Consider the following 11,598-nt stretch of genomic DNA (forward strand, 5'->3'; position numbering starts at 1 on the left):
GAACAACTAATTGGCAATGAGCAAGCAAAGCGAGGCATCTTTAGTCGACCTAATCGACGCGCTACTACCGCAAACCCAATGCCGCCAATGCGGGCATCAGGGTTGCCGGCCTTATGCGGAAGCCATCAGTTGCGGCCAAGCCGACATAGACCAGTGTCCACCGGGCGGCGACCAAGGTATCCAATTACTGGCCGATTTACTAAAATTACCCGCCAAGCCTTTGAATCCGGCATTTGGTGCCCAGCGCCCACTACAAGTAGCAGTGATCGACGAGGCGACTTGCATAGGCTGCACCAAATGCCTACCGCCTTGCCCCACCGATGCCATCCTTGGTGCATCCAAGCACATGCATACCGTAATCGCCGCATTGTGTACCGGCTGCGAATTATGCATCGCGCCTTGCCCCGTCAACTGCATCAGCATGATCCCTGCAAACACCGAATGGACCAAAGCCAACGCAGACCAATCCAGACAGCGTCATCAAGCCAAAAACCAACGGCAAGCCAAAGTCGAAGCGGAAAAATCCGAGCGGCTGAATCGGCAAAAGCAGCTACTGGCGAAACTAAATAAAGGAAAAACCAGTGTTTAAACCTGGATTGGCAATGACTTTAACTGCATTTAATCTTATAATGGCGCGCTTACCTAAAGTGGCCGTCGGCTGCTAGATAGCCCTGAAGACACAGTCCGTCAGTTTTCAGGATTAGGGTAACGGTCAACACCGCTTGACCGAAATGACTGTATTGTTTGACCGCAAATCACTTGCGCCCGTAGCTCAGCTGGATAGAGCGCAGCCCTCCGGAGGCTGAGGCCAGAGGTTCGAATCCTCTCGGGCGCGCCATTTGACATCTTTCCTACCGTATCTTGACTCTGCGTACCATGGTGCCGAGAAAACCCTGATACCAAGGAATGCAAAAAACTCTGTTGTCATCCCCGGCAAACCCGCTTCTGTCACACTGATCTTGCGGGCGTTTAATAAATAGGCGAATCCGAATTAAAGTCGCCCAACACATTTTCGAGCTCCTCCAACAGCATCTTTAATGCTTCGGCTTCTTGAAGCAAATGGCTATTTTCTTGGCGGATGGCGCGAACCAGAGCGGGATTCGCGTCAATGCTTTGTTTATCCGTTACCGGTTTAGCCGGCATATCGGTTAATAAGGCTTCAAGTCCACGGCCCAGGGCGCGTTTGGGTGGGATATTATTCATATCAGGCGTAATGACGATAGTAGTCGACAGCAGCGAATTCTCGGTATTTACACCCGTCATATGCCATCATCTCCGGCGCATCGGCCCTGGTCACTTCGGCGTAGCCTTGCTGCACCATCATATAAATTCCTCTTCAAATCCCAGGCAAACAGGTCAAATCAAGCCGGGCCAACGAATAAATACCTCACCCGAGGCGCATGTACACGATCAACGCACTGTTACACGCAGACCACGCGTTATCAACAATCGATACGCTGTTGCGTAATCGATTCCAGGCGCGCATAAGCGAAACGGTAACGGGTGTTCACCCAAATTTTGCTGCCAGCCGGCTATTTTAGCAATTTCCCGCAGGCAAGCCGATCAGAAATGCCAGCCACGACAGAATACCCCGTATTGCACGGATCGTGCAGCACGATAACACCTGGAGTCTATCAGTCACTTGTTGTTTCTTAGTCGTGGTACGGTTCATCCCCGCGGGTGCGGGGAACGCACCCTGCTGCAGATTGAGTGCGTTGACTGTGACGGTTCATCCCCGCGGGTGCGGGGAACGCCCGATTGAATCATACCGTATCGACGCGCCATGCGGTTCATCCCCGCGGGTGCGGGGAACGCCAGCAACCGCGCCGGTATAGATGTATCGAACCCGGTTCATCCCGCGGGTGCGGGGAACGCCAGCAACCGCGCCGGTATAGATGTATCGAACCCGGTTCATCCCCGCGGGTGCGGGGAACGCTTGGTTTAATGATTGAGCGACTCCGGTCAAGCCGGTTCATCCCGCGGGTGCGGGGAACGCGGTTTGGGTTTAAACGTCTATTTACCGGCGCATGGTTCATCCCCGCGGGTGCGGGGAACGCTAAGGACGTTTATGCGCATCCTTCAGGATTTGCGGTTCATCCCCGCGGGTGCGGGGAACGCAAAATACTGAGCATGCCGGGCGCGGCGGCAGCCGGTTCATCCCCGCGGGTGCGGGGAACGCGGAATAATTGACGCCGCCACGGAAACGATCTGCGGTTCATCCCCGCGGGTGCGGGGAACGCACTAATCGTAACTCATTGTTACGCATATAAAAACAACCCGGCGAAATTTCTACCGAATTTTTTGCCTTTTCCAGGTTGTTAAAGAGCCAGCAAAACTCGTAGCCTGAGATTCGGTTTGCAAGTCGATTTAGCGCTGTTTTTGTCCTCGCCCCCTCCTCCGCAGGACGACCGCGCTTTAGATACGCGACCAGTGAGGGAGGGAGAAAAACCGGTATGCTAGCTTTCCTCGCCTTCGATCGGAAAAAACGACACCAGCTTCAAGCCGTCCAGCTCGACCGGCAGCCTTCGATTCTTTCCTAAAGTCATAAAATCAAAGCCGGATTCGGTGTTGGTAGACCAAGCTATCACGGCGTTGCCCTCTTCCAAGCCATCCTCGATTTGCGACCAGATCATCTCCCGCACCTTGGCCGACAAGTCGCCAACGTAGACTCCGGCGCGGATTTCGATCAGCCACACCGCCAGGCGTCCGCGTAGCCGGGGTGGCACGTTTTCAACTACGATGACCAACATCGCCGATATTCTCAGAATTGGGGATGGCCGGGGCGATGTTTTCCTCCGCCGGCTTGGGGATTTCCAGTTCGCCCGCGGCCAGCACTTCCTCTATGGTGGGAATGATTTTGCGCAGAATTTTGCTTTGCCGAAACACGTCGCGACACATCAGCCGCACTTCGCGTTCCGGATTGGGATAGTTTTTGGCGGCGATCTTGAAAGCGTGCGGAACGATGTCGTCGAATTTGAACAAGTCGGCAATGTCGTACACAAAAGACAAGGGCTTGCCGGTGTGAATAAACCCTATGGCCGGCGCGTAACCGGCGGCCAGCACCGCCGCTTCGCAGATGCCGTCAAGCAGGCAGTGGCGGAGCTGAGGCAGCGGTTGGCGGTGTCGCTGTTGTCCCATTGCGTGTAGTCGTAATTGCGACCTTTCCAGTCCACACCGGCCTGTTTAGCCAGCAACTGGTACAGTTTGCGGACTCTGGCACCCTCGATACCGCGCAGTTGTTCGACGCTGCGGCGTTCCGGCGGTTTTTCGCCGAAACGGATTTCGTACATCTTGCGCACCACCTTCAAGCGTGCGTCGTCGCTCAAGGCCAGTTTGGCCTGGTACAGCAAACGATCCGAACGGGCACCGCCCGGCTGGCCCGCGGCATACAACCTGACTCCGGCTTCGCCGACCCAGACCAACAAGGTCCCTGCCCTGGCCGCCAACGCGGCGGCGTGATGCGAGACGCGGGTGCCGGGTTCCAGCATGATGCAGGCGATGGAGCCGACCGGAATATGGGTGCGAATGCCGGTTTCGTCGACGACGACAAAGGCGCCGTCCTTGACGTCGATCTGGCCTTTTTCTATAAAGACCATGGAGACACGTTCTTTCATGGCGATGGGCTTTAGGGGTGGCAGCATGGGGTTGGTGCTAATTAAAGTTGGGCAGTTGTAACAATCGCTCGCTACGCCATACCCTGATGACATGAATTGTCCGATCTTCCAACCAATACACCATGCGAAAAGGCGAATGAATCAGCTCGCGTATTTTTTCTTCTTGAAATTCGGGAACCACTCTACCGATTTCCGGATGCTCAACCAAGGTTTCGAGATGAGCAACGATGTCTGCAACAAACTTATCGCCAATATGCGGCACGCCTTGTTCCAGATAATACGCTTTAATGTCTAAGAGATCGTTGAATGCGGAATCGGCAATCAGCAGCTTCATTTAGCCGATACCCAGCTTGGCTTTCACCTCGGCCAATTCCATGGTCCGACCATTTTTCACATCCATCAGGCCTTGAGCGACAGCTTTCATAAAAGCCCGTTCTTCCTGATTTTTTTCGTACTCATCCAAGTCCTGCACCACGGCGACACCTCGGCCACGACTGGTCAGTAGCACCGGTCTGTGTGTTTCCTTTACCTGATTGATCACCTTCCCTGGGTTGATTTTCAGGTCGGTAAGCGGAATAACGTCTTCGGAAAATTTAATCTGCATGGCATTTTACCTGTGCGCTTTGGAGTGCTGATTTTAGCACTTGTTAAATGGTGCTGCTTTTAGACTCGGCGAATCATAAGCAATCCGCAGCCAAAGGCTTTTGATCGGCCAATACCATGAAACAGCGCCTGCTCAAATTTTTCGACATCGGTAATTTGCAGTTGACCGGTAAAGTCGATCGAGCTGAAACCCGCCTTTCTACCCTTGCTATCCAAACTGTGCCAAGCATATGATCCGCCGCCAAGCAGTCTAGTCGTCTTCTGGCATTCATCAAGAAGTCATCGACTCGCGCCGCTAGCGACTTACCGAGAACCAGTCTTTAACAGCTAGACTCACTCTTCATTCAGTACGCGGCGCCGCACTTCCGTGTTAAAACGCCAATCCATTTAACATTAAACCCGCTCAAGAATAACCAGCGGCTATCAAAGCGATTGAGCCCGAAGCTCAGGCCTTACACCATGCCATTCTCTTGCAGCATGGCATAGGCGGCATTTATTTGCCTGGTTTCTTCTTCGGCGATTTGCTTGATTTTTATGCCCAAGGTGCCCACTCTATCCGGGTGATATTCGGAAATTTTCTTTTTGTAGGCAGCTTTTATATCCAGCGGAATGGCATCTGCAGCCAAGCCAAGAATCAGGTAGCAATCCTCCAAAGATTTAACGCTTTGGTCATCTTCAGGTAGTTTTATTTCGGTTATATAGACATTGCGGTGATCGTCAATATCCAGTTTGAACTGTGCATTGCACTTCCGGCATCGCGCTTTGTTACCGTCAATCGGCAATGTAAATTTAATGTGTTGCGAGCAGGATGGACAGGAAATTGTTCTTAGGTTTGCAGCGGTCTTAAGTGGCGGCTTTTTTTGATTTCTATCTTTAAGTCGATTTTTTCTAAGGTTGAGTACGATGAATCCAAGCAAAATAATATTCAATACAACTGAGGCGATCAGGCCAACGGCGGTCGTCATTCTAGTTCAATGCCTGATCAGCAAAATTTAAAATGCTTTTATGTTAAACAGGAACACCGTATTCGTTTTGACGGTCATCGCCTTTTGACACCATCCAGATGAAGTACGGGATGATGCCGATAATAGTCAGAATAATCAGATACCACCAGCCGCTATGTCCGGTGTCATGTAAGCGACGGATATTAACGGCCAGCGAAGGAAATAGAATGACCAAGTTGGTGATTGCGGTGACGGTTGCCGGCTCACCGTAGGCTGATTGATCTATCATCCCAGCCACTATAGATGCCAATAGGTTAAACAGTGCAAACCACCAATATTCGGCTCGTGATGCTCTGCCTTTGAAAACAAATGCCCTGGCAAAACAGCTGGACACTGATTCGGTAAACGTCATATCCCCACTATTGCCCATGAGTCCGCGATACCCGGTATTCGCCTGAATAGTTGCCCCACACTCAAGACAGAAATTCGCGTGATTCGGATTTTGCTTTCCACAATTTGGGCAGTACATATTGTTCTCCTAAGATTCTTGAAATAGCGATATTACTGCGATACTGAAAAATGTGTCGCCTGTTTAAACATTTTTATTCAATTTCGTTTAGCAGCGAATTAGAGTTCCGGTACGCGTCGTACTCTGATTTTACTTTGTCAGATTACTCGAACTGCATCTCTAAGTCCGTCGTTTCGGCAGGGATTGCCGAAATCCGGACGCCATGGACAGATCGAAGCTTACCCTCCATCGCACTGGGTACCCGCTTCCCAGCGGGTATGACGCACCTTTTTTGTAATCTGACAAAGTAGAACTAAGCACCCCGAGCAATTCATGGGCAAGGACTAATAAAATTGGCCCATCCGGCTGAGTGTATTCTTAAAGATCGCCACATTGGCGGTAGAGAAGCAGGCGTTTAACGCTATAGACACGCCCTGGGCGTGTGCTACTGGGTTTGCATTCAGCGGCCAATAGGTGCTGGTGTTACGCTCGCCGGAAGCGTTGAAAGCCCCATCGGCAATGACTGTCGATGCCAACAACAAGCGTCAAGACATAGCCAAGCGCTATCCAGGCGTCAACTTAATCCGGGTGGAAGCGGACGGCATTCCTCAGGAAAAACCCCGGCGGTTATCACCGCCATACACCTAGCGATGGGTTCGGAATAATTTGCCTATAAATCCTTGTCGGGCCTAATTTGCAAGAATTGCAATCAATTCGATAAGGTTAAGGCACAGCGACGCCGAACCGCATTGCGCGGTTTACGCAGAGAAAACTATTTGCTCTGTTCGTCGTCTGCTTCGGCACCGTCGTTCGGGGCCGGCTCGGCAGTACGTTTTTTGGGCTGCTTACCAGCGGCCTGCTGACTTATACGTTCAAGCTGGGCTAGAAAATACGAGTCGTAATTCCAGTTTGGTTTTGCTGCAATGGGTTCGGGTTTGGTGTCTCTGTTATCGCTCATATTATTTTTCGTGGATTGTGCTCGTCTGGCTGGGAGATTAACTGTATTGAAATGAAATAGCACGTATTGCCAATGGCTAGAAATCAAATATCTAAAAGTCTGGCTAAATCCTGTTTGAATAACAGCATTGGCCTAACACCTTAAGTTTGATTAAGTCGTTACTTGAGCAACTCGTGCTGGAAGTTTTAAACCATCGCTGGCTTCAGCATTGAGGTTTTACCTACCATAACATCCGCCGCTTTCAGCATGCGTTTAAATACCGATTCCTGACAATAGGGAATATTATGCTTTTTACACAGCGCTTTCACTTGCGGCTGTAATTTTTGGTATTGGCTTAGCGGCAAATCCGGCCACAAATGGTGTTCGATTTGATAATTCAACCAGCCGTAGAAAAAATCGTTGACATTAGACCCGGTCGGATAATTCACCGAACCCAAGATCTGCCGCAAGTAAAACTCGCCCTTGCTATGCGATTTTTCATCGAACATCATTACGTCGTCGCCGGCATGATTGGGGATCATGACCAAAAAGCTATGCATATTGGTCAAAATCTCCGCAAAAATGGAATTAATCAACACGCTGACAACGGCAAACGAGCCCAGCGGTAAGAATAGCAGCGGCAACAATACAAAACGATAAGCAGTGTAAGGCAACACGCTTTCCAGCCACAACGCCTTTCCTTGCGGGGTAAACAGGCTCCAGGCACCGATACGTGTGGTTTCAGGTTTGGGCTTGCCTTGTAGGCGGGCGGCATTCAAAACCAATTCTTTATGGGTGCGCGGGGTGTAATAAATAATTTTCCAGATACCGGAAAAAAACGCCACGATGGCATAACGCTGCCACATGGGTAGCGTGGATTGCCGCAACCATTCCATATTGTGTTGGGCATTGTTGGGATCGGTTTCCTCTCCCAAGTTGTAATGATGCAATAAATCGTGTTCGTGATGCCAGCCGGCCGGGGTCATCCAGTCCGGCCAATCCAAAAACCGCCGCCAACCCTTCGCAAATTTTTTGCTGGTGTAATTTTTGTCCACATCCGGCATTTTATCGAAAGCTTTATGCACGATGGGATGCCCCACCCCGGTCCAGCGGGAAAAACTACCCTGACTGATCAACAGTGCGGAAATGGGATTGGGGAAGATCCAGGCAGTAGCATAGCCGATGAGCGAACAAACCCGCCCCCAACGTTCCATCTTTTTTAAATGCTCGAAATCGGCAGGACCAATATCGACTAACGCTTGTTTGTGAATTTGACTGATGTCTTTGGCTAATTGCTCACGATCAACCGACTGGTAACTATTTAAACTCAAAATGTGTTGTCTCTGTAAAGTGCAAGGGAAGGCAGTTGAATACCTTCGGATAAAAAGTCGGGATTGTAAGCCTCCGGACTGTACTGGCAATTAGCGGTCTAATCACCAGCCCGATCCGGACAAATCGACTGTCCGGATAAGACGGCATAAGTCTATACACCATCGGCATTTTGCATGTTTTCTCAACCTTACCGGCACTTTGCACGTGGGTATAACGAAGCAACTTTTGCAAATTGTTTAAAAAGGGTAATGTGTTGATCTTTTAATGGTGCCGGCAATAGGAATCGAACCTACGACCTTCGCGTTACGAGTGCGCTGCTCTACCTGCTGAGCTATGCCGGCGTATGATTGTTATTTATAGATGGCTTTGGGGTCTTTCAACACCGGCTCTGTGGCTTGCCACTCACCGTCGGTTAGACTACGAAAAAAACAACTTTCCCGGCCGGTGTGGCAGGCGATACCGCCTTCCTGTTCTATTTTAATCAAGATCACGTCGGCGTCGCAATCGAGTTGAATATCCAATACCTTTTGGCGATGTCCGGATTCTTCGCCCTTGCGCCACAAACGCTGGCGGGAGCGGGACCAATATACCGCATAACCTTCGGCAATAGTTAAAGCCAGCGACTCGCGATTCATCCAGGCAAACATCACCACCCGACCGCTATCCTGAAGCTGGGCGATGACCGGCACCAGGCCGTCTTCGGTCCATTGAATGTCGTCCAACCAGCTTGTGCTCACAAGCGTACCTCTATGCCGCGCGACTGCATATGCCTTTTGGCTTGCTCTATGGTGTATTCGGCAAAGTGAAAAATACTGGCAGCCAATACGGCGTCGGCTTTGCCTTCTATGATGCCGTCGGCCAAGTGATCCAGGTTGCCGACGCCGCCGGAGGCGATAACCGGAATGCTGACCGCTTCGCTGATAGCGCGGGTCAAGGCCAAGTCAAAGCCGGATTTGGTACCGTCGCGGTCCATACTGGTCAACAGAATTTCACCCGCGCCATAGTCTTTCATTCTCACGGCCCATTCGATAGCGTTTATACCGGTCGGCTTGCGACCACCGTGAGTAAAAATTTCCCAGCGATTTTCCTCGCCTTCTAGACTGACTTTTTTGGCGTCGATAGCGACCACGATGCATTGCGAGCCAAATTTCTCGGCCGCTTCCTTGACGAACTCCGGCCGAAATACTGCCGCGCTGTTGATGCCTACCTTATCCGCGCCGGCGTTCAGCATGCGACGAATGTCTTCCAACACCCGGATGCCGCCGCCCACAGTCAGTGGAATAAACACTTCGCTGGCGACTTGTTCGACAACGTGAACAATCGTGTCGCGGTTGTCGTGCGTGGCCGTGATGTCCAAAAAGGTGATTTCGTCCGCGCCTTCGCTATCATAGCGACGGGCAATCTCCACCGGGTCGCCGGCATCGCGGATATCGACAAACTTCACGCCTTTAACGACGCGGCCGTTATCGACATCCAGGCAGGGAATAATACGTTTGGCTAGGCTCATTGCTTACAGCTTATCGGCATAATGAATCAGGCATCGGCTCCGCCGAAAGACTCCGCCAGCTTTTCCCCTTCGGCAAAATCCAGTGTGCCTTCGTAAATGGCGCGGCCAGTAATGGCACCCATGATACCCTCGTGTGCCACAGCGCCAAGTGCGCGAATATCATCCAAATTGGTGATGCCGCCCGAGGCGATGATGGGAATGTGGACCGAACGCGCTAATTTGGCAGTGGCGTCGACATTGACGCCTTGCATCATGCCGTCGCGGGAAATATCGGTGTAGATGATGGCGGCAACGCCATTGGCTTCAAACTTTTGCGCCAGGTCGATCACATCATGGCGGGATAATTTCGACCAACCGTCGATGGCGACTTTACCATCTCGGGCATCCAGGCCGATGATGATGTGGCCGGGGAACTCAATCGATACGTCGCGAACAAAATGCGGTTCGCTGACTGCCTTGGTACCGATAATTACGTACTGTACGCCGGCTTCCAGATAAGCCTGGATGGTGTCTTCATCGCGAATACCGCCGCCGATTTGTACCGGCACGTCCGGATAGGCTTGGACGATTGCGTTGATTATCTCGGCATTTTTCGGTTTGCCCGCGAATGCGCCGTCGAGATCCACCAGATGCAATCTCTTCGCCCCTGCTTCTACCCAGCGCCCGGCCACAGCCACCGGATCGTCCGAGAATACGGTGTCGTCTTCCATACGACCCTGGCGCAAGCGGACACATTTTCCTTCCTTCAAGTCAATTGCGGGTATCAGCAACATATCTAAATCTCGACAGTTAAAACACTAAATCTAAAGGTTAGTAAAGCCAACATCTAAGGGTTGGGGAGGTTACGCAGTCCCATCCCACACCAGGAAGTTTTGCAATAGCTGCAATCCCACGGTCTGGCTTTTTTCGGGATGAAATTGCACGGCAAACATATTGTCTTTTGCCAGTGCACAGGTAAATGCTTGTGGATAATCGGCTGTTGCGGCGATATGACGCGGATCGTCCGCCGCCGCATAGTAGCTATGTACAAAATAAAAACGACTATGATCCGGAATGTTGTGCCAGAGCGGATGCGGAATTTGCTTGACCTGATTCCAGCCCATATGTGGAATTTTTAGAACATTGCCGTCGGCGCTCAGCATATGGTCGGCAAATCGCCTAGCGTGTCCTGGGAATATATTTAAGCAAGCAATGCCGTCGTTTTCCTCGCTATCGGTCAACAAAGCTTGCATGCCCAGGCAGATGCCCAGAAAAGGTTTGTTTTGCGCTACTTCATGGATCACATCGGCCAAACCACTATCGTTCAAAGCCTGCATACAGTCGCGTATCGCCCCGACGCCGGGAAATACCACGCGGTCCGCCGCGCTAATCACCGCGGCGTCGGCAGTTATTTGTACATTTACCCGGCTATCGGCATGTTGAAGCGCTTTGGCAATGGAATGCAGATTTCCCATTCCGTAATCGATAACGGCTACTGATGACATAAATCTAGTGATACAAGGTCGGGTTTTTAGGCAAAAAGTGTGGGAATTATAGACTGCCTTTAGTAGAAGGCATGATACCGGCCATCCGCTCGTCATGGCTGATCGCCATTCGCACAGCTCGACCGAATGCCTTGAAAACAGTTTCAGCAATATGGTGGGCATTACCGCCCTTCAGATTATCGATATGCAAGGTCACACCGGCATGATTGACGAAGCCTTGGAAAAACTCCTTAAATAAATCCACATCGAAACTGCCGATAAACGCACGCTTGAACTCTACTTCATAGAACAAGCCGGGACGGCCGGAGAAATCCACCACCACCCGCGATAAGGATTCGTCGAGAGGGCAATAGGCGTGGCCATAACGATAGATGCCTTTTTTGTCGCCCAACGCTTTGGCAAAGGCCTGACCGAGGGTAATACCAATGTCTTCCACACTATGATGAGCATCGATATGTAAGTCGCCGTGCGACACAACCTCCATGTCTATCAAGCCATGTCTGGCTATCTGATCCAGCATATGATCCAAAAACGGCAAGCCGGTGGTAAACGCCGCCGAGCCGTTGCCGTCGAGATTAATTGAAACTTTGATCTGGGTTTCGAGCGTATTGCGCTCAACCTGGGCGGTGCGTGGGTTCATGCTTGATGCGTATGGCTTATTTCGGCGCT

The 11,598-nt window shown here is 51.2% G+C and carries 18 protein-coding genes and 2 tRNA genes; 3 read left to right on the plus strand and 17 right to left on the minus strand.

From position 1 onward, the window contains the following. Window positions 1-16: 16 nt before the first annotated feature. Together EBA_RS20855 and EBA_RS20860 are read left to right on the plus strand one after the other, a co-directional pair. Entirely contained in the window at window positions 17-589 is a 573-nt protein-coding gene (locus EBA_RS20855; protein ID WP_192376499.1) for an RnfABCDGE type electron transport complex subunit B, read from the plus strand. 172 nt (window positions 590-761) lie between these two features. After that, window positions 762-838, plus strand: a tRNA-Arg gene (locus tag EBA_RS20860). 131 nt (window positions 839-969) lie between these two features. On the opposite strand, the gene EBA_RS20865 is transcribed toward EBA_RS20860, so the two are convergent. The 9 genes from EBA_RS20865 to EBA_RS20905 form a co-directional block, all read right to left on the minus strand. Further along, window positions 970-1,263 (minus strand): hypothetical protein, encoded by a 294-nt coding sequence (locus EBA_RS20865; protein ID WP_192376500.1) that lies wholly within the window; start codon window positions 1,261-1,263, stop codon window positions 970-972. Between the two features lie 1,193 nt (window positions 1,264-2,456). Further along, complete coding sequence (gene cas2e, locus EBA_RS20870) at window positions 2,457-2,750, minus strand: type I-E CRISPR-associated endoribonuclease Cas2e (RefSeq protein ID WP_192376501.1); 294 nt, start codon at window positions 2,748-2,750, stop codon at window positions 2,457-2,459. Then, on the minus strand, window positions 2,731-3,063 hold the full coding sequence (locus tag EBA_RS20875) for a CRISPR-associated endonuclease Cas1 (protein ID WP_225616384.1): 333 nt from the start codon (window positions 3,061-3,063) through the stop codon (window positions 2,731-2,733). Before EBA_RS20875 ends, cas2e begins: the two co-directional genes overlap by 20 nt. Beyond that, window positions 3,033-3,614: a type I-E CRISPR-associated endonuclease Cas1e gene (gene cas1e / locus EBA_RS20880; protein ID WP_229427411.1), complete on the minus strand. Its 582-nt coding sequence runs from the start codon at window positions 3,612-3,614 to the stop codon at window positions 3,033-3,035. Before cas1e ends, EBA_RS20875 begins: the two co-directional genes overlap by 31 nt. A 37-nt stretch (window positions 3,615-3,651) precedes the next feature. Further along, entirely contained in the window at window positions 3,652-3,948 is a 297-nt protein-coding gene (locus EBA_RS20885; protein ID WP_192376502.1) for a type II toxin-antitoxin system RelE/ParE family toxin, read from the minus strand. Next, a complete protein-coding gene (locus EBA_RS20890; protein ID WP_192376503.1) occupies window positions 3,949-4,218 on the minus strand; it encodes a type II toxin-antitoxin system Phd/YefM family antitoxin in 270 nt (89 codons plus the stop codon). Window positions 4,219-4,277: 59 nt separating this feature from the next. Next, window positions 4,278-4,433 carry a type I-E CRISPR-associated protein Cas6/Cse3/CasE gene (gene cas6e, locus EBA_RS20895; protein WP_225616386.1) on the minus strand — a complete coding sequence of 52 codons (156 nt, stop codon included), beginning with the start codon at window positions 4,431-4,433 and terminating at the stop codon, window positions 4,278-4,280. Window positions 4,434-4,669: 236 nt separating this feature from the next. Beyond that, complete coding sequence (locus tag EBA_RS20900) at window positions 4,670-5,146, minus strand: DnaJ domain-containing protein (RefSeq protein WP_225616387.1); 477 nt, start codon at window positions 5,144-5,146, stop codon at window positions 4,670-4,672. Window positions 5,147-5,225: 79 nt separating this feature from the next. Further along, on the minus strand, window positions 5,226-5,690 hold the full coding sequence (locus EBA_RS20905) for a DUF805 domain-containing protein (protein ID WP_192376505.1): 465 nt from the start codon (window positions 5,688-5,690) through the stop codon (window positions 5,226-5,228). Window positions 5,691-6,143: 453 nt separating this feature from the next. Between EBA_RS20905 and EBA_RS20910 the strand changes: the two genes are divergently transcribed. Further along, a complete protein-coding gene (locus EBA_RS20910) occupies window positions 6,144-6,317 on the plus strand; it encodes a hypothetical protein (protein ID WP_192376506.1) in 174 nt (57 codons plus the stop codon). A 124-nt stretch (window positions 6,318-6,441) separates the two neighbouring features. Here the strand turns inward: EBA_RS20910 and EBA_RS20915 are convergent, their stop codons facing one another. From EBA_RS20915 to hisB, 8 genes are all read right to left on the minus strand, one after another. Then, window positions 6,442-6,627, minus strand: coding sequence for a hypothetical protein (locus tag EBA_RS20915; RefSeq protein WP_192376507.1), 186 nt, complete (start codon window positions 6,625-6,627; stop codon window positions 6,442-6,444). A gap of 185 nt (window positions 6,628-6,812) precedes the next feature. Beyond that, window positions 6,813-7,937, minus strand: a complete 1,125-nt coding sequence (locus EBA_RS20920; protein WP_192376508.1) for a fatty acid desaturase family protein — start codon at window positions 7,935-7,937, stop codon at window positions 6,813-6,815. A 266-nt stretch (window positions 7,938-8,203) separates the two neighbouring features. Next, window positions 8,204-8,279: transfer RNA gene (locus EBA_RS20925), tRNA-Thr, on the minus strand. 9 nt (window positions 8,280-8,288) lie between these two features. Continuing rightward, window positions 8,289-8,675: a phosphoribosyl-AMP cyclohydrolase gene (gene hisI / locus EBA_RS20930; protein WP_192376509.1), complete on the minus strand. Its 387-nt coding sequence runs from the start codon at window positions 8,673-8,675 to the stop codon at window positions 8,289-8,291. Then, window positions 8,672-9,445, minus strand: coding sequence for an imidazole glycerol phosphate synthase subunit HisF (hisF, locus tag EBA_RS20935; protein WP_192376510.1), 774 nt, complete (start codon window positions 9,443-9,445; stop codon window positions 8,672-8,674). Before hisF ends, hisI begins: the two co-directional genes overlap by 4 nt. Window positions 9,446-9,471: 26 nt before the next feature. Further along, window positions 9,472-10,218 carry a 1-(5-phosphoribosyl)-5-[(5-phosphoribosylamino)methylideneamino]imidazole-4-carboxamide isomerase gene (gene hisA / locus EBA_RS20940; protein WP_192376511.1) on the minus strand — a complete coding sequence of 249 codons (747 nt, stop codon included), beginning with the start codon at window positions 10,216-10,218 and terminating at the stop codon, window positions 9,472-9,474. 69 nt (window positions 10,219-10,287) lie between these two features. Then, window positions 10,288-10,929: an imidazole glycerol phosphate synthase subunit HisH gene (gene hisH, locus EBA_RS20945; RefSeq protein ID WP_192376512.1), complete on the minus strand. Its 642-nt coding sequence runs from the start codon at window positions 10,927-10,929 to the stop codon at window positions 10,288-10,290. 46 nt (window positions 10,930-10,975) lie between these two features. After that, window positions 10,976-11,569, minus strand: a complete 594-nt coding sequence (gene hisB, locus EBA_RS20950; RefSeq protein WP_192376513.1) for an imidazoleglycerol-phosphate dehydratase HisB — start codon at window positions 11,567-11,569, stop codon at window positions 10,976-10,978. Between the last annotated feature and the right edge of the window lie 29 nt (window positions 11,570-11,598).

Origin of the sequence: Methylomonas albis, from assembly GCF_014850955.1 — a bacterium.
In the GTDB taxonomy this organism is placed as follows: Bacteria; Pseudomonadota; Gammaproteobacteria; order Methylococcales; family Methylomonadaceae; genus Methylomonas; species Methylomonas albis.

Bases quoted from the DNA above. Each gene is read 5' to 3' on its own strand.
- EBA_RS20915 (WP_192376507.1), bottom strand. From the start codon at position 6,627: ATGAGCGATAACAGAGACACCAAACCCGAACCCATTGCAGCAAAACCA.
- hisB (WP_192376513.1), bottom strand. From the start codon at position 11,569: ATGAACCCACGCACCGCCCAGGTTGAGCGCAATACGCTCGAAACCCAG.
- hisF (WP_192376510.1), bottom strand. From the start codon at position 9,445: ATGAGCCTAGCCAAACGTATTATTCCCTGCCTGGATGTCGATAACGGC.
- hisA (WP_192376511.1), bottom strand. From the start codon at position 10,218: ATGTTGCTGATACCCGCAATTGACTTGAAGGAAGGAAAATGTGTCCGC.
- EBA_RS20890 (WP_192376503.1), bottom strand. From the start codon at position 4,218: ATGCAGATTAAATTTTCCGAAGACGTTATTCCGCTTACCGACCTGAAA.
- EBA_RS20885 (WP_192376502.1), bottom strand. From the start codon at position 3,948: ATGAAGCTGCTGATTGCCGATTCCGCATTCAACGATCTCTTAGACATT.
- EBA_RS20905 (WP_192376505.1), bottom strand. From the start codon at position 5,690: ATGTACTGCCCAAATTGTGGAAAGCAAAATCCGAATCACGCGAATTTC.
- cas1e (WP_229427411.1), bottom strand. From the start codon at position 3,614: ATGAAAGAACGTGTCTCCATGGTCTTTATAGAAAAAGGCCAGATCGAC.
- EBA_RS20865 (WP_192376500.1), bottom strand. From the start codon at position 1,263: ATGACGGGTGTAAATACCGAGAATTCGCTGCTGTCGACTACTATCGTC.
- EBA_RS20855 (WP_192376499.1), top strand. From the start codon at position 17: ATGAGCAAGCAAAGCGAGGCATCTTTAGTCGACCTAATCGACGCGCTA.
- cas2e (WP_192376501.1), bottom strand. From the start codon at position 2,750: ATGTTGGTCATCGTAGTTGAAAACGTGCCACCCCGGCTACGCGGACGC.
- hisH (WP_192376512.1), bottom strand. From the start codon at position 10,929: ATGTCATCAGTAGCCGTTATCGATTACGGAATGGGAAATCTGCATTCC.